Consider the following 22,286-nt stretch of genomic DNA (forward strand, 5'->3'; position numbering starts at 1 on the left):
GGCGCGTCCTGCCGGCGGGCTAGTCGTGCGGGCCGGGGCCGCGCTCCTTCCACAGGCGGGCCAGCCAGGGATCGGGTTCCGCGAGCGCGGCCAGCGGCGGGGAGTCCGCCCGGGTGCATGCCGTGATGATGTCCCGCATCCGTTCCAGCAGGCCGCGCACGTAGGAGGCCGGGGCGTACGAGGTGTCGTACGCCGCCGCCAGGCGGATCCGGTCCCCCTCGGGCCGGACGAGGAGGCCCAGATGCGCGGCGATGTCGTAGGGCCCGGGAAAGTCCTGGTCCAGCTGGTCGAAGCGCTCGGTCGAGCAGCCTTCCAGCCGCAGTCCGGACACGGGCGGCAGCACGTCGAGGTAGATGAACTGCGAGCGGGCGAGCAGCCGTTCCAGCGCCGGTGGACGGGTGTGAGCGGAGAACAGCGACACGCTGTCGTGCCGCAGAGCCTGGTGCATCTCCTGGTGCGCCGCCGTGAGGGACTCGGCGACCGGGGATTCCGGCCGCACCCGGTGCCGCAGCAGCACCATGTCGGCGATGGCGGCCACCGTGTGCGCGAGGGAGTCGGACCGGACGGAGTTGACGGCCAGGACGCGCGTGTCCGGATCGCCGGTATCGGCGGCGATGATCGCGCAGAACGCCGCGTAGACGGCGCCGGCGAACGTCACGCCCTGGGCGCGGGCCAGCCGCAGGAACGAGCGGGCCGGCCCGGCCGGCACCATCAGGCTCTGCGCGCTCGTGTGGTGACCGGCCGTGTGGTGGATGGTCCCGCCCGGGACCAGTTCGACCGGTGCGCAGCCGTCGAGCTTGCGGTTCCAGTACCGCAGGTCCTCCGGCCGGGGAACGGGAGGGCGCCGGGTGGACAGGGCCGCGTAGTCCGACCGCGGTATGCCGGCGGGCACGCGACCGGCCCGGAGCGCGCGGTAGCGGCGTCCGATCTCCTCCTCCACGATGGCCAGGGAGGTGGCGTCGCCGACGAAGTTGTGCAGGCGCAGGGACAGCAGATGGTCCTGCTCGGACACGCGGACCAGCTCGGCGGTGAAGACGTCGCCCGCCGCGAGATCCAGCGGGCTGGACTCATGGAACGCCTGGAGCACGGCGTCGGGGTCGGCTCCGCAGGCGTCGAGGGTGCGCAGTATCCCGCCGGCCGGCGGGTGGACGAACTGATGGGCGTCCTCCGGGCTCCCGTTGAGGTGGACGGAGGTGCGCAGTGCCGGGTGCCAGGCGACGGTCTGGTCCACGGCCGCTTCCAGTGCCGCTCGATCGATCGGCCCCCGGATGCGGTACCGGACCGGGAGGAGGACGAGCGGGCCGGTCCCCCGGCTGGAGCCGCTCCGGGCGGTGAACTCCCGCTGGAACGCCTGCGGCGGGGTGAGCGGCAGCCGGCCCGACTGCCGGGGCAGGCGCTCGCCGAGCGACGCCGCGCCGCCCCCGCCCCGGCCGTCACCGGGGCCCCGATCGGCGATCAGCGCGGCCAGCCGCGCGACCGTCGGCTCGTCGAAGACCACCCGGGTCGGCAGGCTCAGGCCGAACCATTCGCTCAGCCGGGTCGTCAGGCGGACGGCCAGCAGCGAGTCCCCGCCGAGCTCGACGAAGTCGTCGTGCAGGCCGACCCGGTCGATACCGAGGATCTCTTCCAGGGCCCGCGCGATGCGCTGCTCGATCGGCAGGACCGGGCGCGCGTAGCCGGCGCTGAGGCCGGAGCGGCTGCTGGGCGGGCCGGGGAGGGCCGAATGGTCGACCTTGCCGTGCACGCCCATCGGCAGTTCGGTGAGCATGACGTAGGCGGCGGGACGCTCGTGAGCGGGGAGCCTGTCTTCGGCGCGTTCCCGCAGAAGGGGCAGCAGCCGGTCGGTGGCGGTCGCGACCACCTGGCGGTGGATCGGCTCGGCGATCAGCTCGCCGTCGCGCGGGCCGTCGGGCCAGCGGATCGCGGGCGCGGCCCCGCTGGCCGCGCCGCCGGCGGCGGGCCGGGTGAACACGGCGTCGAACTCGCCGTCGGGCCAGCCCGCGGCCCGCGAGAACCGCACCTCCCAGCCGCGCTCGGCGGCCATGGCGGCGAGTTCCTCCGGGTGCACGGCGGCGTCCTCGGCCGCGGCGGCCAGCCGCCGCAGCGACGCCGCGGTGTCCTGGCCGTCCTGGCCGGTCAGGCGCGCCCGTACAGCGCACGCCCCCGCGGTACGCCGGTTGGGCACCCGCGTCAGCCCGATCGGCTCCCGGCCGGTGAGCAGGCCGGCCAGCGCGTCCAGCCCGCCGGGCCAGGGCCGCCACCGCGGGACGTCGAGGTACTCGTCCGGCTCCGGCGTGATGACGACGTCGAAGCGGAAGTCGTTCATCTCGTTGCGGGCGGTGCCGCGCCGGGGCCGGACCTCGACCCGGCAGCCGGACAGGGTGCGGGTGAACCACCGGGGGTCCGTCAGCAGGTACGGGTCCAGCTCGACGCGGCGCCGCCACCGCTGCCGCAGCGCCGCGACCGGCTCGTTCCCGTCGGCGTTGGCCAGTACCACCGCGGCGTGCAGGGCGTCCTGGAGGCTCGGGTCCTTGAGGTCGCCCAGGATCACCCTCCCGTGCGGTGCGGCGGCGGCGCGCGCGCCGGCGATGACCTTGGCCAGGTGCCCGGCGCCGTGGAAGTAGAACGCCACCGAGTTGCACAGCACCAGGTCGAAGCCCGCCAGCCCGGCGGTGTCGGCCGCGTCGGCGGTACGCAGCTCGACCTGGTGCAGCCCCATTTCCGCGATCTTGGCGCGCAGCGGCTCGATGGCCACCGGCGACGGGTCGAGCCCGACGACGCGTTCGCAGTCGGGCGCCAGGCGGGTGAGCATCATGCCGGTGCCGAACCCCAGATCGAGCAGCGAGCGCGGGGCTCCGTTCTCGCGGGCCAGCGCCAGCGTCGCCGCCCTCCACTCGTCCATCTCCGCCTCGGGCAGGCGCTCGCCGGTGTAACTGCTCGTCCAGCCCACCAGTTCGTCGCTGTGGTCGAGCTCGCCGTACAGGACGTTCCAGGAGCGCTGGAGCTCGGCGGCCACCGACCGCTCGTCCCACTGCGGGACCACGTACGCGACCAGCTGCTCCGAACGCAACGCGACCACGGCGTCCCGCACGCCCGGAACGGCGCGCAGCTCGGCGGCGACACCCTCCGTCTCGACCCGGAAGCCGCGGACCTTGACCTGCTCGTCGATCCTTCCGTGCAGCTCCAGCCGGCCGTCGTCGCGCCACCGGCCCAGGTCGCCGGTCCGGTAGGCGCGCCGGCCGGCGTCGGCGGGGTGCGCGACGAACCGGGCCTTGTTCAGCTCGTCGTCGCCCAGATAGCCCTCGCCCACGTTCGGGCCGGCGACGCACACCTCGCCCAGCTCGCCGTCCGGAACGATGCCGCCGTCCGCGCCGACGACCAGCAGCTCGGTGTTGGCCAGCGCGGTGCCCACGGTCACGTCCTCGTCCGGGCGCAGCGTCGCCGAGGAGCACCACACCGTCGTCTCGGTGGGGCCGTAGATGTTGACGAGCTCCACACCGGGCATGCGCCGGTGGTGGTCGGCGACCAGCTGCCGGTCGCAGGGCTCGCCGGCGACCATGAGCTGCCGCAGCGCCGGTGAGGGCCCGGCGATCGCCGGCAGGATGCTGCGGTACAGCGAGGGGGTCACCATGGTGTGGCTGACGTCACCCCCCGACAGGAGCGAGACCAGCTCGTCGATCGCCGTCGCGGTGTCGGGTGGCAGCATGGCCACCGTGCCGCCTGACAGGAGCGTCCACCACACACCTCCGATGGCGCCGTCGAACGTCAACGACGAGATGACGGCGTACACGCCGATCGGATCCGGGTGGCGCTGCGCGTACGCCTGCATGGAGTTGGAGGCGGCGCCGTGCGAGATCGCCACCGCCTTGGGACGGCCGGAGGTGCCCGAGGTGTGCATGATGTAGGCCACCGCGCCCAGAGGCGGGTCCTCGCCTGGAGGGTCGGCGGGCTGGGCCGCGATGGCCGCCGCCACGGCCGGATCGTCGAGGTCGATCCGCTCCGCCCCCATGCCCGCCAGGCTCTGCTCGCGCAGGGCCAGCACGTGCCGTACGTCCAGGTCGGCCAGCATGCGCGACAGGAGGCCCTGCGGATAGCTCGCGTTCACCGGGACGTACACCGCACCGGCGCCGAGCAGTGCCACCTGCGCCACCACGGCCAGGACGCCCCGGGGCAGCGCGCACGCCACCCGGTCCCCGCGTCCGATGCCGGCTCCGGCGAGGTGGCGGGCGAGGCGATGGCCCTCCTCGACGAGCTCGGAATAGGTGAGCCGCGCCGACCCGTCCCTTACGGCGAGGGCGTCGGGGCACTCCTGGGAACGCCGGCGCAGCAGCGCCGGCAATGGCAGGCCCGCGAACGGCACCACCGGTCCGGAATGCGCGATCGTCGCCGCGTTGGGCTGGCTCACGTTCTTCCCCCACGGGTGAAGTGGTTCCGGAACGCCCGGCCCTGCGGCCCGGCGTCTCGAACCCTACACACGCGGTTACTCTGAGCAACTAGTCCAATGCGCTACGTGATGCTTGCCTGGGTCGGAGAGTCGTGATGCGGAGGAACCTCTCCGGCGGCGCCGCCGTTCGAGGGGCGCGATCGGCCGGAGGCTCGGCTTGTCAGAGCTTGGTGAGCTTGGCGTAGGGGGCGGGGATGCGGATCTGCTGCTCGCCGAAGTCGATGAGGACGGCGGTGCCCTCCTCGACGGTGACGACGCGGCCGAGGCCGTACTTGTCGTGGGTCACGAGGTCCTGGACCGAGAAGGACTCGACCGGCGGAGCGGGGGGCGGGGGCGCGAAGGGGCTGGTGGGCAGGTGTCGCCTGCCGGCGGAGGGAAGAGATCGCATGATGTGTCCAGTATGCGATGGTTCTCGGACATCCGGGCCCGGATCCGGATTTCTTGACCTGGACGACGCCTTCTCGCGGGCACCCGTCACCGTGTGCTAACGTAGGGGCCAGTTGCGGTTCCCATAGACTCTTGTGTGCGCCTGCAGGTCCCACCTCAGGCGCATTTTTGTTTTCTGGATCCTCCGGATGGGACAGATCGCGGCAACCCCGGTCCACAAGGTGTGGGACGGGACCGACCCAAAAGGAGACGCACATGGCCACTGGCACTGTGAAGTGGTTCAACGCCGAAAAGGGCTTCGGCTTCATCGAGCAGGACGGCGGCGGCGCCGACGTCTTCGCTCACTTCTCGGCGATCGTCGGCAACGGTTTCCGTGAGCTGCAGGAGGGCCAGAAGGTGTCGTTCGACATCACGCAGGGCCAGAAGGGCCTGCAGGCCGAGAACATCGTCGCCGCCTGAGCGGCTCAGGGCGGCGGGGGGGGGGGGGGGCCGGCCGCGGCGCCGCCGCTTTTCCCTGTCCCGGACGACGTGACCGGCTGAGCACCCGCCGTCCGCCGTCTCCCTGGTTCGTTCTTGAAGCTTCTTCGCATGCCGCGGAGCACTCCTCGAAACGTGCCGTTCCGAGGAAGGTCCTCACGCATGCCCCGTAATTCCCGCCGCCGCCCCGCGGCCGCTTCCCGGCCGTCGCACGGCGACGTCGCCACCCCCGTCCGTTCCGCGCCGGCGCTGCCGCCGGCCGCCTCCTTCGACGAGCTCGACATGCCCGCCGAACTGCTGGCCACGCTCGGCCGGGAGGGCGTGACCGAGCCGTTCCCGATCCAGGGCGCGACGCTCCCGGACGCGCTGACCGGCCGGGACGTCCTCGGCCGCGGCCGTACCGGCTCCGGCAAGACGCTCGCCTTCGGGCTGGCGCTGATCTCCCGCACGGCGGGCAGGCGCGCCCGCTCCAAGCAGCCGCTGGCGATGGTGCTGGTGCCGACGCGCGAGCTGGCGCAGCAGGTGACCGCCGCGCTGGAGCCGTACGCCGCGTCCGTGCGGCTGCGCATGGCGACCGTGGTCGGCGGCCTGTCGCTGAACCGGCAGGCGAACGACCTCGCCAAGGGCGCCGAGGTCCTGGTGGCGACGCCGGGACGGCTGACCGACCTGATCGAGCGCGGCGACTGCCGGCTGGACGATGTGGCGATCACCGTCCTGGACGAGGCGGACCAGATGGCCGACATGGGCTTCCTGCCGCAGGTCACCCGGCTGCTCGACCTGGTGAAGCCGGGCGGGCAGACGATGCTGTTCTCGGCGACGCTGGACGGCAACGTCGACCGGCTCGTCCGGCGCTACCTGGACGGCCCGGTCGTCCACTCGGTGGACCCGCCGGCCGGTGCCGTCACCACGATGGAGCACCACCTGCTGCACGTCGCCGAGGCCGACAAGTTCGACACGACCGTGCGGATCGCGGCGCGCGACGGCCAGGTCATCATGTTCGTCGCCAAGAAGTACGGCGCCGACCGGCTGGCGCGCAAGCTGGCGGCCAGGGGCGTGTCCGCGGCGGCGCTGCACGGCGGCAAGACGCAGTCGCAGCGCAACCGCACGCTGGAGGGCTTCCGCACCGGGTCCGTGAACGTGCTGATCGCCACGAACGTCGCCGCCCGCGGCATCCATGTGGACGATCTGGACCTGGTCGTCAACGTGGACCCGCCCGCCGACCACAAGGACTACCTGCACCGCGGCGGCCGTACGGCGCGGGCGGGCCGGTCCGGGACGGTGGTGACGCTGGTCCTGCCCGAGCAGCGCCGCGAGATGGACCGGCTGATGGTCGCGGCCGGGATCGCGCCGAAGGTCGTGCGGGTGGGCGCCGGCGACCCGGAACTCGCCCGGATCACCGGCGCCCGCGCCCCGTCGGGCGAGCCGGTGGCGGCGGCGGAGCCGCGCCGCGCGGCCCCGCGCGCCGGGGGCTCCCGTCCTCAGTCGCGCGCCTCCAGGGGGCGCGGCTCGCGGCGCAGGGCCTCGGCCGCCAATTCCTGACGCGTCCACGGGCCCTTGAAGAAGAACACCAGCGGGATGAACAGGGCCAGGCAGAACAGCGCGACCAGCAGCCAGACGTGCCAGTCGGCGGCCTCGACCACCCGCGGGATGACGATCAGGGCGACGACGGCCATGCCCTTGGTGAGGAAGCCGAAGATGCCCCAGGCCGTGCCCTGGAGCCTGGGGTCGATGTCCTCGGTGTCCTCGGAGTAGCTCGCCATCCAGGGGCAGTACGCGAAGCCCATCGACGCGCCGATCAGCGCGCCGGTGATCATGAGTTCGGGGACGGACGCGGACTCGCGGCCCATCAGGAACGCGAGGTATCCGGCGGAGGCGATGGTGGCGAGGGTGCCGCCGACCACGAACGGCTTGCGCAGCTGGAGCCGGTCGGAGAGGCGGCCCACGACGATCAGCGACACCAGGTTGAGGATCCAGAACGCCGACATGATCGAGGACGCCTTGGCCGCGCTGATCTCGAAGGTGTGCGCGAGCATCGTCTGCCCGTACAGGACGAGCGTGATGTAGAGGACGAGCCAGAACGAGATCCCGACGACGTGCGCCCAGACGTGCCGGTGGGCGAACAGGTCGCGGGTCCGGGGCGGGCGGGCGGTCGCGACGACCTGCTTGGAACGTTCCTCGGTCTGCTGGATCTGGGCGCGCAGCTCGGGCGACAGGTCGGCGATGTTCGCCGCGATGACGACCGAGACGACCAGCGAGACGACGCCCATGATGATGAACTGGGAGCGCCACGCGTCGTTGAAGATCGGCAGCGTCCAGGCGGCGACGCCGGAGGCCAGGAAGCTGGCGCCGACCGGCCCCCAGGTCCAGAACCCGAACGCCTGCGCGCGGCCCATCCGCGGGGAGAAGTCGCGGACGAGCGGGGCGGTGCCGGCGATGGCCATGCCGTCCACGAACGCGAGCGCGACGCGGGCGACGAGGAGTTCCCCGACGGAGTCGGCGAGCGTCATGCCGAAGCAGCAGAGCGCGGTGACCATCATCAGCGGGACGAGCAGCTTGACCCGGCCGACGACGTCGACCAGCCGCCCGCCGATGATCGAGGCGATCGCGCCGGACAGCGCGCCGGCGCCGGAGACGGCCCCGTAGGTGGAGAGGCTCATGTCGAAGTCGTCCAGGAGGAGCGGGACGACGGGGGCGATCTGCGCCTCGTACGAGCCGATCAGGATGGCCAGCACGGCCATCGAGAGGATCTTGATGCGGCGGGAGCCGGTGGGGTATTCGTCGAGTTCGCGCGCGTAGGGAAGCCTCATGGGCGCGGCCTTTCACCGGGAGCTGCGGGAGAGTTAGAGGCGGCTTCTAGAATTCGCTTCGGAGCCAATGTGCGCCACGTCACTCCGGATTGTCAACAGCCCGCACCAGAACGTCCCCGGCGGCCGTCCGGGAGTAGAGGACCGAACGGCCCGCGCGGCGGCGCCGTACCAGTCCCGCGTCGTGCAGCACCCGCAGGTGCCGGCCGACCGAGCCCAGCCCCTGCCCGGTCAGCGCCACGAGCTGCGTCGTGCTCAGCGGCGCGGCCAGCAGCACCAGGACGCCCGCGCGGGCCGGGCCGAGCAGCCGGGCGAGGGCCCGCGGGGGCGGGGCCGGCGGCTCGGCGAGGATGCCGGAGCACGGGTACACGACGGCGTAGCGGTCCGGCTCCTCCCAGGACACCCAGCCGCGCCGGCGGGTGACCGGAACGAACATCAGCCGCACCCCGCGGAGGTCGCGCGGCGGGTAGTCGCGCAGGCTCACCTGCAAGCGGCCCGAACCCAGCCAGCGCATCTCCGGCAGGATGTCGTCCACCGCCTCGGCCCAGCCGCTGCGCGCGAGCCGGGCGGTCCGCGCGACCGTGTCGGCCTCCAGGATCCGCCGGCGCCGCTCCCAGTACGGGAGGACGGCCCGCTCCCACACCCACTCCAGCAGCCCGGCGGCCGCGCCGGCCGGGTCCGCGCCGCGCAGCCGGTCCGGCACCGGGCCGTCCAGGGCCGTCGCCAGGTGCCCGCGCGCCTCGTCCGGCGAGAAGGCCCGGACCCGCGCCACCTCCTCCTCGAACGAGGGGTCCCCTTCCCCCAGCGGCGTCGGGGTGAAGAAGTCGGCGAGGTAGCGCGGCCGTACGGCGCACTCGATGACCAGCGCGGCGACCGGGTCGGCGGCGAGCCGGGCGCGGTACGCGGGCAGGTGCGCGTCCAGCCAGGCACGCTCGCCCGGATGGGCGGCGGTGCCCCGCCGCAACGCCATCAGGCAGGCGGTGGCCTCCGCCAGCGGCGAGACCACGAACCTGGCCTGCGCGAGTGTGTCCGCGTCGACCCGCCACAGCCCCATCGTTTCGCCTCCCCGCGAAACATTAACGGCCAGGCGGCCCTGATCACGACACTCCTCGCATGCACCCCTCCCCCCCACCCGACCCCTCGCCGGCCACCCCTTCCCCGCCACCGCACGAGTCCGCCCGCCGGGCCGCCGGTCCTGGTTCGCCGCCCGGCGGGTACCGCGCGCTGTTCCGATCGCCCGAGTTCACGCCGCTGTTCGTCGCGGCGTCGCTCCAGGGGGCGGCGGTCACGGTCGCCGGGCTGGCGCTGAGCACGCTCGTCTTCGCCGCGACCGGCTCGCCGCTGCTGTCGGCCCTCAGTATGTTCGGGCCCTCGCTCGTCCAGCTGGCGGGTGCGGCGACGCTGCTGTCGGCGGCCGACCGGCTGCCGCCGCGCGCGGCGGCCACCGGGCTGGCCCTGGCCGCGGCCGCCGGCACCGCCGTGCTGGCCGTCCCCGGGCTGCCGGGCTGGGCCGGGCTCGCCGCCGTGCTGTTCCTCGGCCTGGTCGCGTCGGTCGCCGGCGCGGTCCGGTACGGCCTGCTCAGCGAGATCCTGCCGCCCGGCGGCTACCTGCTCGGCCGCTCGGTGTTCAACATGTCGGCCGGAACGGTGCAGATCGCCGGGTTCGCCGCCGGGGCGGCCATGGTCGCGGTCCTCTCCCCGCGCGGGACGCTGCTCGCCGGCGCCGCGCTGCACCTGGCCGGGGCGTGCGCCGCCCGCCTCGGCCTCACCCGGCGGGCGCCGCGCGCCGGGGGGCGGCCGTCGGTGGCCGAGACGTGGCGGGTCAACCGGACGCTGTGGTCGTCGCCGCCGCGCCGGTACGTCTACCTCGCGCTCTGGCTCCCGAACGGCCTGGTCGTCGGGGCCGAGGCGCTGTTCGTCCCGTACGCGCCGGACCGGGCCGGCGTCCTGCTGGCGCTGGCCGCCGCCGGGATGCTCGCCGGGGACGCGCTCGCCGGCCGCTTCCTCCCGCCCGCGTGGCGCGGCCCGCTCTCCCGGTACCTCTACCTGCTGCTCGCCGCCCCGTACCTGGTGTTCGCCCTGCACCCGCCGCTTCCGCTGGCCGCCGCGGCCGCCGCCGTCGCGTCCATCGGCTTCGGCACGACGCTCCTCCTCCAGGAACGCCTGGTCGCGCTGACACCGGCCGGCATGCAGGGGCAGGCCCTCGGGCTGCACGCGTCCGGAATGCTCGCCATGCAGGGCGCCGCCGCCGCCGTCGCCGGAACGATCGCGCAGCACACCTCCCCCGCGACGGCCATCACCGCGATGGCGGTCCTGTCCCTCGCGGTGACGCTCGCGCTCGCCCCCGGGCTGCGCGGCGGCCCCGGCCGCGGCGACGGCACCGCCCCCATGTGAACGATCACCGTCCGGCGGCGCCCCGCCCCGCGCGCGTCACACCCGCGCCCCGCCCGGCGCGGAGGACCGGCGGTTTCACCGATGCCGACGGGACGCTCCCGCAACACACTGACGGCCATCCCGCCCCTCAGTGGAAGGAGCATCATGCTCAGCAGGACGTCACCCGGACGCCGACGGACGTACCTCGGGCTCCTGGGCACCGGCGCGGCCCTGATCGCCGGGCTGCTCACCGCGCCGCCGGCGAGCGCGGCGAACCCGTACGAGCGCGGGCCCGCACCGACCGAGTCGAGCGTCACCGCCGCCCGCGGCCCGTTCGCCACCTCCCAGACCAGCGTGTCCGGCCTCGGCGTCACCGGCTTCGGCGGCGGCGTCATCTACTACCCGACCTCCACCAGCGAGGGGACGTTCGGCGCGATCGCGATCGTGCCCGGCTTCACCGCGTCCTGGTCCACGCTGGACTGGCTCGGCCCGCGCCTGGCCTCGCAGGGCTTCGTGGTCTTCGGGATCGAGACCAACACCCGGCTCGACCAGCCGGCCCAGCGCGGCCAGCAGCTCCTCGCGGCGCTGGACTACCTGACCCGCAGCAGCTCGGTCCGCAGCCGGATCGACACCTCCCGGCTGGCCGTGGCCGGGCACTCGATGGGCGGCGGCGGCTCGCTGGAGGCCGCCAAGAGCCGCACCTCCCTCAAGGCCGCCATCCCGATCGCCGCGTGGAACCTCGACAAGAGCTGGCCCGAGGTCCGCACCCCCACCATGATCATCGCAGGTGAGTCCGACACCGTCGCCTCGCCGGCCTCGCACTCCTCGCCGTTCTACAACAGCCTGAGCAACGCCCGCGAGAAGGCGTACCTGGAGCTGGACGGCGCCAGCCACTTCTTCCCGCAGTTCTCCAACACGACCATGGCCAAGTACATGATCAGCTGGATGAAGCGCTACATCGACGACGACACCCGCTACGACCAGTTCCTGTGCCCGCCGCCGCGTGCCACGGGCGACATCTCCGAGTACCGCAACACCTGCCCCAACAGCTGATCCTCCGGCTCCGGCGGGCCGCGGCATGGGCGCGGCCCGCCACCGGCATGCCCGGGGTCATCCGACGGGTACCCCTCCCCCGCTCCCGCTGTGCTGCGACGCCGAGCGCAGCGCGTGCTCGACCAGGCTGACCAGGACGTCCTTCGCCGACCCCGGCCGCCGCGCGTCGCAGAGGATCACCGGCACCTGCGGGTCGACGTCCAGCGCCGTCCGGATCTCCGGCTGGTCGTACCGGTCGGCGCCGTCGAAGCAGTTCACCGCGATCACGAACGGCGTGCCGCGCCGCTCGAAGTAGTCGATCGAGGCGAAGCTCGCCGTCAGCCGCCGCGTGTCGGCCAGCACCACCGCGCCCAGCGCGCCGCGCGACAGCTCGTTCCACATGAACCAGAACCGCTCCTGGCCCGGCGTCCCGAACAGGTAGATGGCCACGCCGTCGCGCAGGGTGATGCGGCCGAAGTCCATCGCCACCGTCGTCGTCGACTTCGTCTCCACCCCGCCGAGGTCGTCGACGCCGACGCCCGCGCTGGTCAGCGACTCCTCGGTACGGAGCGGCCGGATCTCGCTGACCGCGCCGACCAGCGTCGTCTTGCCGACCCCGAAGCCGCCGGCCACCAGGATCTTCAGCGCCACCCGCGGGCCGTCCGGCCGTGCCTCCTCCGGATGGTGCGGGTCTTCGTGGGGATCAGAGCGCACGGAGCTCATCGAGCACCCTCCTGAGCAGGTTCTGGTCGACCTGGGCGGTCGGCGGGGTCCACTGCTGCACGGCGACCAGTCCCTGGTCCAGCAGGTCCCCGGCGAGCACCCGGATCACGCCCAGCGGAAGGCCCGAGTCGGAGGCCAGATCCGCGATGGTGTGCGGCCGCCGGCACAGCGCCAGCAGGCGGCGTTGCTCGCGGGACAGCCGCATGCGCTCGGCGGGAGCGCGGCCCGTCGCCACGATGATGGCCACGATGTCGAGCGGTTCGCCGACCGGGCGGGTCCGGCCACGGGTCATCGCGTAGGGGCGGACGATGGGCCCCGCGGCCTCGTCGATCCACCGCTCCCTGCGCGCACCGTGCGGTTCCATTCCGGTTCACCCTGATCCCGGTCCGCCCGCTCTGAGGCCCGTCGACAACTGCCGGTGGACGCGCTTGACGAGCATCGTCATCTCGTACGCGACGAGGCCCGCGTTCGCGCCGACCCCGCTCAGCAGGGCCAGGCAGCTGTTCTCCCCCGCCGGCACGACGAAGAACAGGCCCTTCTCCATCTCGACGATCGTCTGCCGTATCTCGCCGGACTCCAGATGAGGCTGCGCGCCGATCGCCAGGCTGTGGAACCCGGCCGCCAGCGCGGCCAGGTACTCGCCGTCCTCGCGCCCGATGTCCCGGGACGACCCCATGACCAGGCCGTCGCGCGACAGCACGACCACCTTGAGCACGTCGGGGACCCGGTCCACCAGATCGTCCAGAAGCCAGCCCAGTTCGGCGGTCACTCCCGGCTGGGTCATGACTTTCTCCAATCTCTTCCGTTGTTCCCCGACGGTCCTTCGTCCTCGTCGCGCCCGCGCAGCCAGCCCGCCTGCAGCGAGGCGAACAGGTCGCGCGACGCCTCCGCCGAACGGTCCTCCCACATGGGCCGCTGCGGCTCGGACGGGGTCGCGGCCGCGGGGGGCGGCGGGGCCGCGTTGCGCAGCTCGGGGGCCAGGTTGGCCTGCCGTACGCGGCGCGGCAGCGGGGCGCGCGGGCGCGATCCGGGCGGTCCGGCCGGGCCCGGCGGCGGCTCCGCCGCCACCGGCGGCGGCTGCGGGCGCCGCACGTCGACCGGCGGCAGCGACTCGATCGGCGGCGCGGCGGACCCGCCGGGCTCCGGCACCGGCGCCGACAGCGTCGCGTCGTTCCCCGGCGCGGCCGGGGGGCCGCCGGTGCCCGGCTCGGCGGCCGGGTTGCGCCACACCTCGGCCTCGATCGTCTTCGCCGGCCGCGACCAGTGGCTCCGCTCGGCGGGAGTCGAGATCACCGGGCTGCGCTCCTGCGTGCCGTTCCCGTTCCCGTTCGCGCCGCCGTTGCCGTTACCGGTCCCGTTGCCGGCGGCGCCGTTGGCCGCCGCGCCCGCGACCGCCTCGTCCTCGGGCTGGTCGACGTCCACGATGAGCTTGCGCGGCACGAGCACCACCGCGCTGACGCCGCCGTACAGCGACGGCTGGAGCGCCACCTTGATCCCGTGCCGGGCGGCCAGCCGGCCCACGACGAACAGGCCCAGCCGGTCGCTGTCGGCGAGATCGAACTCCGGCGGGCGGGCGAGCCGCTCGTTCAGCGCGGCCATCTCGGCCGGGTCCAGCCCGATGCCGCGGTCCACGATGTCGACCGCGAACCCGTTGGCGCCCATCTCGCCCCGCACCAGCACCTCGGTCGGCGGCGGCGAGAACACCGTGGCGTTCTCGATCAGCTCGGCCAGCAGGTGGATGACGTCGGCGACCACCTCGCCGATCAGCGCGGACTGGGCGGACACCACCACGACCTCGACCCGGGTGTAGTCCTCCACCTCCGCGACCGCCGCGCGCAGCACGTCGTCCACGTGCACCGGACGGCTCCAGCCCCGGCCCGGGGACGCCCCGGACAGGATGACCAGGCCCTCCGCGTGCCGCCGCATGCGGGTGGTCAGGTGGTCGAGCCGGAACAGGTCCTCCAGCGCCTTGGGCTCGGAGGTGTTGCGTTCCATCTCGTCCAGCATGTTCAGCTGCCGGTGCAGCAGCGACTGGCTGCGCCACGCCACGTTCAGGAACACCCGGCTGATGCCCTTGCGCAGGTGCGCCTCGCTGACCGCCGTCTCCAGCGCGGTCCGCTGCACCCGCGTGAACGCGTCGCCGACCCGGCCCACCTCGGTCGTCCGCCCGATGATCAACGGTGGCGCCTCGGCCTGCACGTCGACCTCCTCACCGCGCCGCAGCCGGGCCACCACCCCCGGCAGCCGGTCCTCGGCCAGCCGCAGCGCCGCCCGCTGGAGCCCGCGCAGCTCGCGCGACAGGCTCCGCGCCGCCAGCAGCGACAGCGTGATCGACGCGACCACCGCGAGCAGCCCGAACCCGCCCGCGACCGCGAGCCGCGTCACGACCCGCTCCCCGATCGGCTTGGCCAGCTCGTTCAGCGCCAGGCTCGACTGCGTGACGGCCTGCCCCCACGCCTGCTCCAGGCGCGGCAGCGTCGTCGGCCAGTCCGCGGCCGCGGCGGGCAGCCGGTTGTCGTCGGCGCCGGCGATCGCGGTCTCCATCTGGCGGAACTGCTTGTACGCGGGCGTCGCGGCCACCTTGGCCAGCGGCGCGCGCACGTCGGCGCTGAGGTCGGACATGCCCACGTCGAACTCGCGGCGCCCGAGCGCGACCGACTGCACGAACGCGCGGTGCTCGGCCTCGGTCATCTGGCCGTTCTTCGCCAGCGCGGCCGTGACGATCGCGTCCTCGCGCAGCACGAACGCGCGGGCGTTGCCCAGCTGGATCAGCGCGCGGCCCTGCTGGAAGATGTCCAGGTCGTTGACGATCACCAGGCCGCTGAAGACGCGCACGATGGAGTCGAGCGTGAGGCTGTAGCCGTCGATGATGTCCAGGGTCTGGACGTCGCCGGAGTCGACCGCGGCGCGCAGCTTCGGCACCCGGTCGAGCAGCTTGATCGCCTCGTCGAGCCGCTCCAGGCTCTTGGGGTCGGCGGCCTCCTTGGCCTCGGGCGACAGCGCCGAGGAGCGGAACGCGGCCTGCACGCCGTCCACCCGCGCCCGCTGCGCGCCGAGCTTCTGGCGCTCGCCGGCGTTGCCGCCGGCCTGCTCGCGGGTGCTGAGCGCGACCACGCTGAGCTGCCGTTCGGTCTGGAGCTGGTTCACCAGGTAGAGGCCGGGCAGGGTGATCTTCTCGTACGCGCTGGTGTAGTCGTACTTCTCGAGCGCCGGGCCGAGGCTGCTGCCGGCCGCGAACGCCCACAGGCCGATCAGCGACATCAGCGGGACGAGCAGCAGCGCCGTGATCCGCAGGCGTATCGGGCGGCGGCGGGGGTTCTTCGCCGGCGCCGGGCGCGGCGGGGGCGGGTCCTTGCGCGGCGGCTCCTGCTGCGCCCTCGGCTGGACGGCGTGGGGCTTCGCCTGGTGCGCCTTGTGCGGGACCGCCTTCTTCGCGGTCTTCATGTGGGCCTGGTGCGCGGCGGCTTGGCGGGCCGCGACCTCGCGGCGTCGGGCGGCCATCAGATCACGTCCTCGGGTAGGTGCGGTTCGCTCGTGGCGTTGCCCGCCCGCTCCGCCTCCGCCCGGCGGCGGGCGGCGATCCTCACGGAAGGTCTTCCTCGCCCGGCGATCTCGTGGCGAGATGGCGCAGGCGCTTGGAGATCAGTACGACAGCTTCGGCGTGCCCCCGCCTGGCCTGCTCCCGCGTCGTGTACTGCCCGATGTCGGCGTGAGTCGTCATATCGGAGACGATGGTCTGCCATAGCAGGGGCCTTCCGTTCGAAGCCAATCCTTGGTCGATCACGGTGAACCAGGTGGAGACGACCACCACTTCGCTGCCCACGTAGATGACGTCCTGCGCGAGCAGGCGCCCCCGTATGTCGAGCAGCAGCCGCTGCGCCTCGTCGGATGTCGCGGGTCGCCCGTCTGCTCGGTACCAGTCAACGGTCATCGGATTCCCCTCGGCGCCGTTCGGAGATCAGGGGATGGGGAGGGTGGGCGGGGAAGATCGGATGGGGAAGATCGGGCGGTTTCGGGCGTGCGTGGACCGGCGGCGCCGGCCGTCGGGCCGGGCCGCCCTCGCCGCCGGCGCGCGGGAACTCGCCGGGGCGGCGGGGGACGGTCAGGGGATGAGGGTCCCGGCGGACGGCCAGGCCATCAGCTCGCACCACACGGACTTGCCGGAGTCGGTCCGGTCGATCCCGTGCCGGTCGGCGATGGCGGCCACCAGGAACCAGCCGCGGCCGGTCTCGTCCATCAGGTCGATGCGCCGCAGGCTCGGCGTGACCGGGCTCGGGTCGTGCACCTCGATCCGCAGGCAGGTGCCGCGGCGCAGGACGAGCAGGCGCAGCGGGTCGCCGGCCGGGGCGTGCCGTACGGCGTTGGTCACCAGCTCCGAGACCAGGATCTCCGCGTCGTCGCGGACGTGCGGAACGCCGCGGGCGCCGGTGAGGGTGCGCACGAAGGCCCGGGCCCGCGGTACGGACTCGTGCGCGGCGGGCAGGGTCAGCTCGCCCAGCTGCTGTTCGGTGGTGGGGACGGCGGTCAGGACCGCGGCCTCACCCGGCCTGTCGATGTAGTGGTGTTCGGCCGACATGGTTGGCGTCTCCTCGGCTGAGGCGCGGCGACGCGGTTCCGGCGCGCGCGGGGCGTCGGAACGAGGGGGTCGCCGGCGAGGTGTGCCGCTGCCGCAAGCGCATGCGGCGGCAAGGAGGTCGGTGACAGGGAGTCGGGGGAAGGGGGAAGCCGGGAGGGGAAGATCGGAGTCATGCCGACTCCTGGTCCTCGGCCTGGAGGGCCGCGCGCTGGCGCAGCACCTGTGCCGTTCGCGTGTAGCAGTCGTAGTTCTCGTATTCGAACCGACGGCCGCGCAAACAGGTGAGGTAGGGACCGATGGGGCTGCCGTACAGGAGGAAGGTCTCCTCGTCGAGATCTCCCCGGAGCCGCTTCAGCGTGTGCTCGAAGTGCTCGACCTTGGCCTTGGCCGCCTGGGCGCGCTCTTCGAGCTGCGCGATGACGTCCTCCGCGGGGACGTGCTCGACCACCTGCAGCATGACCAGCAGGTCCTCGCGGATGATCCCGGGCTTGGCGGGGAGTGTGGCGAAGCGCTCCAGCTCCTCGATCCCAGCAGGCGTGACGGTGAAGACGCGCTTGTTGGGACGGTCGTGCTGGATGACCTGGCGGCCGGCGATGAGCCCCTCCTTCTCCAGGCGGGTCAGCTCGGTGTAGAGCTGCTGGGGCACGGCGTGCCAGAAGTTCGAGACCGCGATGTCGAAGATCTTGGCCAGCTGGTAGCCGCTGTACTCACCGTCGAGCAGTGCCGCGAGAACGGCGTGTCGTAGCGCCATCGATCGCACTCTCCCTGCCGGAATCCTTCGTCCGGCATCCCAGGTAGTGCAAGAGCTTACTAGTCAATGGCGTGACTAGTAAACGAGTTTCGGGATTCTCTTGAAAAAGGGCAAGATCCACCAAACCGGCGGCGGTCATGCCCCTGCCCGTCCACCTCGCCCGCACAACGCGGCGGGGCCGCCCGTACGCTCTGTACGGACGGCCCCGCGGCCGCGGTTCGGACGGCGCCTCAGACGCCCGCCCGCTCCAGCGCGGCGATGTCGGGTTCGAGATCGACGGCCAGTTGCTTGATCCGCCCTTCCAGGAAGTCCTGCCTGGTCAGCCGGCGCTGGATCTTCCCGCTGGTGGTGCGCCGCACCGCGCCGCGGCCGGACAGCACGACGCTCAGGGCCGGCAGCCCGAACGTCCGCGCGACCACGTCGCGGGTGTGCGCGGCCAGCTCGGGCAGCCCCATCTCCTTGACCGCGCCCGGGATCACCTCCTGCACGATGATCACCTGCTCGCGGCCGCGGTCCGGCGGCAGCGCCAGCGAGAACGCGGCGGACGTGCGGGCGGCCGGATGCGCGGCGCGGGCGGCCTCCTCCAGGTCGTGGGCGTAGATGTTGTGCCCGTTGACGATGATGAGGTCCTTGATCCGGCCGGTGACGTACACCTCCCCGCCGGCGAGGAAGCCCAGGTCGCCGGTCCGCAGGTACGGGCCGCGCCCCTCGGCCGTCACGGCCTGGAAGATCTCCCGCGTCTCGGCGGGCCGCTTCCAGTACCCCTGGGCGACGCTGCCGCCGGCGACCCAGATCTCGCCGATCCGGCCGTCCGGCAGCGGCTCGCGCGTGACCGGGTCGACGACGCGCACGTCCAGGGTGACGGGACGGCCGCTGCTCACGAGCCGGCGGGTGCCGCTCCCCTCGAAACCGTCGCCCGCGTCGGTCCGCGGGTCCGGGGCCCTGGCGGCGCCGTTGACGGGCACCGCCTCGTTCCGGGTCAGCGCCGTGTAGTCGAACTCGCGGATCACCGGTCCGGTGCCGAGCGGCGCGCCGGAGATCAGCAGCGTCGTCTCGGCCATGCCGTAGCACGGCATCCAGATCTCGCGGCGGAACCCCGCCGGGCCGAACCGCTCGACCATCCGGTCCAGCGTGCCCGCCAGCACCGGCTCGGCCCCGTTCTTCACGGTGAGCAGGGACGCCAGGTCGAGGCCCGCCACCTGCTCGTCGGTGACGCGGCGCAGCAGCAGCTCGTACCCGAAGTTCGGGCCCACGATGATGGTCGCCCGGTGCCGGCCCACCAGCTCCAGCCACAGGGCGGGCCGCTTGATGAACGTGATCGGCGACATCAGCACGTACCGGCCCGCCATGTAGAGCGGGTGCAGGATCTGCCCGACCAGCCCCATGTCGTGGTAGTGGGGGACCCAGCCGATGCCCACGCTGTGCGCGCCGCCCTCGATCCGCGCGTTGATCTCCTGCGCGTTGCGGAGCAGGTTGCCGTGGGAGACGACCACGCCCTTCGGGTCGCTCGTCGAGCCGGACGTGTACTGGAGGAACGCCGTCGCGGACGGGTCGTACTCGGGCATCGTCCAGGCGTCGGGGTCGGCGGTGACGTCGGCGTCGGTGGCCAGGCAGCGGACGATGCCGGACAGGCCGGACGCCGCGACCCACGTCTCGAGCATCTCGCGGTGGGCGGAGTCGGTGAGGATCCAGCGGATGCCGGCGTCGTCGATGATGCGCCGGGTGCGTTCGGCACGGCCCGCGTCCAGGTCGGGGAACGGGGCGGGGACGGCGATGACGCGCGCGTACAGGCAGCCGACGAACGCGGTGATGAAGTCCAGGCCCTCGGGGTAGAGGAGCAGGACGGCCTCGTCCCGGACGCCGAGGCCGTGCAGGTGGCCGGCCAGGGCGCGGGCGCCGCGGTCGAGGTCGGCGAGGCCGAGGTCCTCCTCGCGGTAGGTGCGGCCGGGGCCGCGCACCTCGGACACGAACGTGAAGCCGCGGGCGTTGCCGTACTCGCGGACGTTGTCGCGGACGACCTGCACGAAACCGCGCTCGGCGGCGGCGGCGGGGCGGGCGGTGGCGGCGGTAACGGTCATCGTCCCGGCCTCTCTATCGACTGGTCGCCGTCGGCGAGCTCGACGAGGGAGAACCAGCGGCCCTCGTCGAAGCAGCGGAACATCACGCTCTCCAGGGAGGGCAGGTACTCCTCCGACAGGCCGGTGTCGGGGTGGGCGCGTTCGAGCAGCCGCTCCAGGCAGAGCACCAGCCAGGCGCCGTCGGCGAACGAGCCGCCGAACTCGGCGTGGTTGTGGATCCAGGTGAGCATGACCGACACCATCGCGTGGAGTTCGCAGTACCTCTTGGCGCGCCGAAGGGCCGCCGCCGAGGTGGTGTCCTCGGGGTCGGCGCGCACGCCGGCGAGCAGTTCCGAGCGCAGGTCGCCGATGCGCGACACGATCCCGGCCAGGTCGGCGGCCACGTCGGGGGCCGCGAAGACGCGGGCCGTGGACAGCAGCGTCTCGACGGTCGCGTCGAAGCGGCGGCCGATCTCGTCGTGGCCCTCGTTGGTGAGCTGGAGCCGGCGCCCGTCGGGCTCCCAGACCGGCGGGGTGCGCGTCCAGGAGAACAGCTCGTCCAGCAGCTCGTCGGCCGGCTCCTGCTCGGGCGGGTCGACGATCAGGAACGGGAGCTGCGCGGCGACGTTCGCCAGGTTGACGTGGGTGGTCCCCTCGAAGATGCTCGCGATCGCGTGGTCGCGCTGGAGCTTCTGGAACACCCCGTGCGCCACGCCCTCGCGCAGGTAGCCGCGCGCGGCGAGGACGGCGCCGATGCTCGCCACGACCTCCTCGCCCATGACCGGGACGAAGTACTTGACCATGGACGACCACAGGCTGAGCCGCCCGGGCGCGACGGTCAGGGCCCGCGCGACCGGTACGGCCGTGCACTCGGCGATCAGCAGGTCCAGATGGGTCTTGACGAGATGGTCGCGGATGACCGGGATCTGGTAGATGCCCGCCCCGTACAGGGTGCGCTCGTGCGAGTACTCCATCCCGATCCGCACGACCGCGTCCATCGTGCCGATCGACAGGGCCGCGATGGCGGTACGGGTGATCTGCAGCGTCTTGAGCGTCTGGACGAGCCCGGCGCCCTTGCGGCCGACGACGGTGTCGGCCGGCAGCAGCGCCCGGTCGAACGCGATGCCGCTGAGGTCGTGGCCGCGCAGCCCGAGCGTGCGGACCGGCGGCAGCGCCGTGTAGGTGTCGGGGTCGAGCTCCTCCTTGTCGACCAGGAGCAGGGAGAAGTCCCGGGCGCCGGTCTTGGCGTACGTGGTGACGAACCGGCCGCGGGTGGCGTTGCCGACCGGCCACTTGGTGCCCGACAGGACCAGCACGTCCTCGTCGCCGGCGGCCGCGGACTCGCAGGACATCACGTCGCTGCCGTGATCGGCCTCCGACACCGCGAAGCAGGCCAGGTCGCCGCGCAGGATGCCGTCGGCGACGACCTTCTGCTGCCTGCTGTCGCCCCACATCCAGACCGGGTTGACGGCGAGCAGGCCCGACCCGTACATCACGGCGATCGTCAGGCTGCGCCGGGAGATGCCGCGGGTGACGAAGAACAGCTCCTCCAGCGTGGCGAGGCGGCCGCCGAGCTGGGTCGGCACGAGGTACTCCTGGAACCCCCAGGCCCGGACGGTCTCGACGGCGCCGCGGGGCAGCTCGTCGCGCTCCTCGGCCTCGACGATGTCGCGGTACGAGAAGGGGCCGGCGCCGTCGTCCATGGGGTCGCCGAGGTAGGCGTCCAGATCGGCGGCGATCCGATGGGCAGGTGACAGCGCTGCGCGCGGGGACACTTCGCTTCTCATCGTTCGCTTCCCTCTTCACGGCCGTGGTGGCCTCTGGTCCTGCTGGCAGGGCGCCGCGGGGCGCCCGCCGGTGTGCTCGGCGGTTCCCTCGTCCCGTCCCCCGGATCGCTTCGTCAGGCGGGTGCCGCGAGCTCCTCCATCCGCCGGCCGACCACCCGCGCGAGCGTCATCGCCGCGGGCAGCGGCCGGACCATCACCGTCAGGTCGGCGACCAGCCCGGCCTCGTTGAACGTGATCAGATCGACTCCCTGGACGGCCTTGCCCATGACCCGGGCGCCGAAGACGAGCGCCTGGGCCGGTGGGCCGGTACGGGCGCGGCCGGCCAGATCGTGGGTGTAGTGGAAGTCCTCGAACGTCTCCAGGAGGACGCCCAGCAGCGTGGTGACCGTGTCCCGGCCCCGGTAGGGCTTCACCATGACCGGGCTGCGGAACTCGACGGCGGGATCGAGCGTCCGGGTGATCTCGGCCAGGTCCTTGGCCTCCACGGCGGCGCGGAACGTACCGGGCACGGCGGTCATGCCGGCCTCCTGCGCTGCGCCTTCCGGACGCTCTTCGGCGTGATCGGCACCCCCACCGCGATGGGGATCCCGGGCACGGGGACGTTGACGGGCTCCCGGAACGCGATCGACCGGACGGTCGTGGACACCACGGCCGCGGGCGCCGCCGGAGCGGGTTCCGGTACGGGGTCTGGCGCGGCGGGCGCCGGGATCGTCCGCACGGGTTCCGGCGCGGCGGGTGCGGCCGGTACCGGTGTGACGGGGTTCGGGACCACGCGCGCCGGGGCGGGCACGGGTTCCGGGGCGGCGGGCGCGGCGGGTGCGGGCACCGCCGGGACCGGGGTGGCCGGGGTGGCCGGGGCGGGGACCGGGCGGAGG

At 73.3% G+C, this 22,286-nt stretch carries 18 protein-coding genes and 1 pseudogene; 4 read left to right on the forward strand and 15 right to left on the reverse strand.

Features of this window, described 5'->3' with window-relative positions; genetic code table 11:
• Window positions 1-19: 19 nt before the first annotated feature.
• Together ACA361_RS34385 and ACA361_RS34390 are read right to left on the reverse strand one after the other, a co-directional pair.
• Window positions 20-4,405 carry an amino acid adenylation domain-containing protein gene (locus ACA361_RS34385; protein WP_375019069.1) on the reverse strand — a complete coding sequence of 1,462 codons (4,386 nt, stop codon included), beginning with the start codon at window positions 4,403-4,405 and terminating at the stop codon, window positions 20-22.
• A 199-nt stretch (window positions 4,406-4,604) separates the two neighbouring features.
• Entirely contained in the window at window positions 4,605-4,832 is a 228-nt protein-coding gene (locus ACA361_RS34390) for a hypothetical protein (protein ID WP_375019071.1), read from the reverse strand.
• Window positions 4,833-5,086: 254 nt separating this feature from the next.
• Between ACA361_RS34390 and ACA361_RS34395 the strand changes: the two genes are divergently transcribed.
• Together ACA361_RS34395 and ACA361_RS34400 are read left to right on the forward strand one after the other, a co-directional pair.
• Window positions 5,087-5,290, forward strand: a complete 204-nt coding sequence (locus ACA361_RS34395) for a cold-shock protein (RefSeq protein ID WP_366612857.1) — start codon at window positions 5,087-5,089, stop codon at window positions 5,288-5,290.
• Between the two features lie 180 nt (window positions 5,291-5,470).
• Entirely contained in the window at window positions 5,471-6,847 is a 1,377-nt protein-coding gene (locus ACA361_RS34400; protein WP_375019073.1) for a DEAD/DEAH box helicase, read from the forward strand.
• On the opposite strand, the gene ACA361_RS34405 is transcribed toward ACA361_RS34400, so the two are convergent.
• Together ACA361_RS34405 and ACA361_RS34410 are read right to left on the reverse strand one after the other, a co-directional pair.
• Window positions 6,787-8,115: an MFS transporter gene (locus ACA361_RS34405; RefSeq protein ID WP_375019075.1), complete on the reverse strand. Its 1,329-nt coding sequence runs from the start codon at window positions 8,113-8,115 to the stop codon at window positions 6,787-6,789. The two genes, ACA361_RS34400 and ACA361_RS34405, sit on opposite strands and share 61 nt — an antisense overlap.
• A gap of 79 nt (window positions 8,116-8,194) precedes the next feature.
• A complete protein-coding gene (locus ACA361_RS34410) occupies window positions 8,195-9,166 on the reverse strand; it encodes an ArsR/SmtB family transcription factor (RefSeq protein ID WP_375019077.1) in 972 nt (323 codons plus the stop codon).
• A 59-nt stretch (window positions 9,167-9,225) separates the two neighbouring features.
• On the opposite strand from ACA361_RS34410, the gene ACA361_RS34415 reads away from it, so the two are divergent.
• Complete coding sequence (locus tag ACA361_RS34415; protein ID WP_375019079.1) at window positions 9,226-10,506, forward strand: MFS transporter; 1,281 nt, start codon at window positions 9,226-9,228, stop codon at window positions 10,504-10,506.
• A 144-nt stretch (window positions 10,507-10,650) separates the two neighbouring features.
• Window positions 10,651-11,538, forward strand: a complete 888-nt coding sequence (locus tag ACA361_RS34420; protein WP_375019080.1) for an alpha/beta hydrolase family protein — start codon at window positions 10,651-10,653, stop codon at window positions 11,536-11,538.
• A 57-nt stretch (window positions 11,539-11,595) separates the two neighbouring features.
• Here ACA361_RS34420 and ACA361_RS34425 read toward each other — a convergent pair whose 3' ends face one another.
• The 11 genes and pseudogenes from ACA361_RS34425 to ACA361_RS34475 all read right to left on the reverse strand — a co-directional run.
• Entirely contained in the window at window positions 11,596-12,240 is a 645-nt protein-coding gene (locus ACA361_RS34425) for an ATP/GTP-binding protein (protein WP_375019082.1), read from the reverse strand.
• Window positions 12,221-12,604 carry a DUF742 domain-containing protein gene (locus tag ACA361_RS34430; protein WP_375019084.1) on the reverse strand — a complete coding sequence of 128 codons (384 nt, stop codon included), beginning with the start codon at window positions 12,602-12,604 and terminating at the stop codon, window positions 12,221-12,223. Before ACA361_RS34430 ends, ACA361_RS34425 begins: the two co-directional genes overlap by 20 nt.
• Before the next feature lie 6 nt (window positions 12,605-12,610).
• A complete protein-coding gene (locus ACA361_RS34435) occupies window positions 12,611-13,024 on the reverse strand; it encodes a roadblock/LC7 domain-containing protein (protein ID WP_375019086.1) in 414 nt (137 codons plus the stop codon).
• Window positions 13,021-15,741: a nitrate- and nitrite sensing domain-containing protein gene (locus tag ACA361_RS34440; protein WP_375019088.1), complete on the reverse strand. Its 2,721-nt coding sequence runs from the start codon at window positions 15,739-15,741 to the stop codon at window positions 13,021-13,023. The genes ACA361_RS34435 and ACA361_RS34440 overlap by 4 nt, the downstream gene beginning before the upstream one ends.
• An 82-nt stretch (window positions 15,742-15,823) precedes the next feature.
• Window positions 15,824-16,171, reverse strand: a complete 348-nt coding sequence (locus ACA361_RS34445) for a hypothetical protein (protein ID WP_366617791.1) — start codon at window positions 16,169-16,171, stop codon at window positions 15,824-15,826.
• Window positions 16,172-16,342: 171 nt separating this feature from the next.
• The gene (locus ACA361_RS34450; RefSeq protein ID WP_375019090.1) at window positions 16,343-16,816 is read right to left on the reverse strand and encodes an ATP-binding protein; all 474 of its coding nucleotides are present in this window, start codon (window positions 16,814-16,816) and stop codon (window positions 16,343-16,345) included.
• 169 nt (window positions 16,817-16,985) lie between these two features.
• The gene (locus ACA361_RS34455; protein ID WP_375019092.1) at window positions 16,986-17,567 is read right to left on the reverse strand and encodes a PadR family transcriptional regulator; all 582 of its coding nucleotides are present in this window, start codon (window positions 17,565-17,567) and stop codon (window positions 16,986-16,988) included.
• A 230-nt stretch (window positions 17,568-17,797) separates the two neighbouring features.
• Entirely contained in the window at window positions 17,798-19,645 is a 1,848-nt protein-coding gene (locus tag ACA361_RS34460; RefSeq protein ID WP_375019094.1) for a fatty acyl-AMP ligase, read from the reverse strand.
• A complete protein-coding gene (locus ACA361_RS34465; RefSeq protein ID WP_375019096.1) occupies window positions 19,642-21,411 on the reverse strand; it encodes an acyl-CoA dehydrogenase family protein in 1,770 nt (589 codons plus the stop codon). Before ACA361_RS34465 ends, ACA361_RS34460 begins: the two co-directional genes overlap by 4 nt.
• Before the next feature lie 113 nt (window positions 21,412-21,524).
• The gene (locus ACA361_RS34470) at window positions 21,525-21,929 is read right to left on the reverse strand and encodes a nuclear transport factor 2 family protein (RefSeq protein ID WP_375019098.1); all 405 of its coding nucleotides are present in this window, start codon (window positions 21,927-21,929) and stop codon (window positions 21,525-21,527) included.
• Window positions 21,926-22,286: pseudogene (locus ACA361_RS34475) on the reverse strand (hypothetical protein); the annotation flags it as partial. The pseudogene ACA361_RS34475 and the gene ACA361_RS34470, both read right to left, overlap by 4 nt.

It is taken from the genome of Actinomadura sp. 21ATH, assembly GCF_041951345.1.
Lineage (GTDB): Bacteria > Actinomycetota > Actinomycetes > Streptosporangiales > Streptosporangiaceae > Spirillospora.

What these genes read in the sequence shown, in the direction of transcription:
- ACA361_RS34470 (WP_375019098.1), bottom strand. Translation starts at nt 21,929, where the DNA reads ATGACCGCCGTGCCCGGTACGTTCCGCGCCGCCGTGGAGGCCAAGGAC.
- ACA361_RS34410 (WP_375019077.1), bottom strand. Translation starts at nt 9,166, where the DNA reads ATGGGGCTGTGGCGGGTCGACGCGGACACACTCGCGCAGGCCAGGTTC.
- ACA361_RS34400 (WP_375019073.1), top strand. Translation starts at nt 5,471, where the DNA reads ATGCCCCGTAATTCCCGCCGCCGCCCCGCGGCCGCTTCCCGGCCGTCG.
- ACA361_RS34430 (WP_375019084.1), bottom strand. Translation starts at nt 12,604, where the DNA reads ATGGAACCGCACGGTGCGCGCAGGGAGCGGTGGATCGACGAGGCCGCG.
- ACA361_RS34435 (WP_375019086.1), bottom strand. Translation starts at nt 13,024, where the DNA reads ATGACCCAGCCGGGAGTGACCGCCGAACTGGGCTGGCTTCTGGACGAT.
- ACA361_RS34420 (WP_375019080.1), top strand. Translation starts at nt 10,651, where the DNA reads ATGCTCAGCAGGACGTCACCCGGACGCCGACGGACGTACCTCGGGCTC.
- ACA361_RS34465 (WP_375019096.1), bottom strand. Translation starts at nt 21,411, where the DNA reads ATGAGAAGCGAAGTGTCCCCGCGCGCAGCGCTGTCACCTGCCCATCGG.
- ACA361_RS34390 (WP_375019071.1), bottom strand. Translation starts at nt 4,832, where the DNA reads ATGCGATCTCTTCCCTCCGCCGGCAGGCGACACCTGCCCACCAGCCCC.
- ACA361_RS34440 (WP_375019088.1), bottom strand. Translation starts at nt 15,741, where the DNA reads ATGGCCGCCCGACGCCGCGAGGTCGCGGCCCGCCAAGCCGCCGCGCAC.
- ACA361_RS34450 (WP_375019090.1), bottom strand. Translation starts at nt 16,816, where the DNA reads ATGTCGGCCGAACACCACTACATCGACAGGCCGGGTGAGGCCGCGGTC.
- ACA361_RS34455 (WP_375019092.1), bottom strand. Translation starts at nt 17,567, where the DNA reads ATGGCGCTACGACACGCCGTTCTCGCGGCACTGCTCGACGGTGAGTAC.
- ACA361_RS34460 (WP_375019094.1), bottom strand. Translation starts at nt 19,645, where the DNA reads ATGACCGTTACCGCCGCCACCGCCCGCCCCGCCGCCGCCGCCGAGCGC.
- ACA361_RS34445 (WP_366617791.1), bottom strand. Translation starts at nt 16,171, where the DNA reads ATGACCGTTGACTGGTACCGAGCAGACGGGCGACCCGCGACATCCGAC.
- ACA361_RS34395 (WP_366612857.1), top strand. Translation starts at nt 5,087, where the DNA reads ATGGCCACTGGCACTGTGAAGTGGTTCAACGCCGAAAAGGGCTTCGGC.
- ACA361_RS34415 (WP_375019079.1), top strand. Translation starts at nt 9,226, where the DNA reads ATGCACCCCTCCCCCCCACCCGACCCCTCGCCGGCCACCCCTTCCCCG.
- ACA361_RS34405 (WP_375019075.1), bottom strand. Translation starts at nt 8,115, where the DNA reads ATGAGGCTTCCCTACGCGCGCGAACTCGACGAATACCCCACCGGCTCC.
- ACA361_RS34425 (WP_375019082.1), bottom strand. Translation starts at nt 12,240, where the DNA reads ATGAGCTCCGTGCGCTCTGATCCCCACGAAGACCCGCACCATCCGGAG.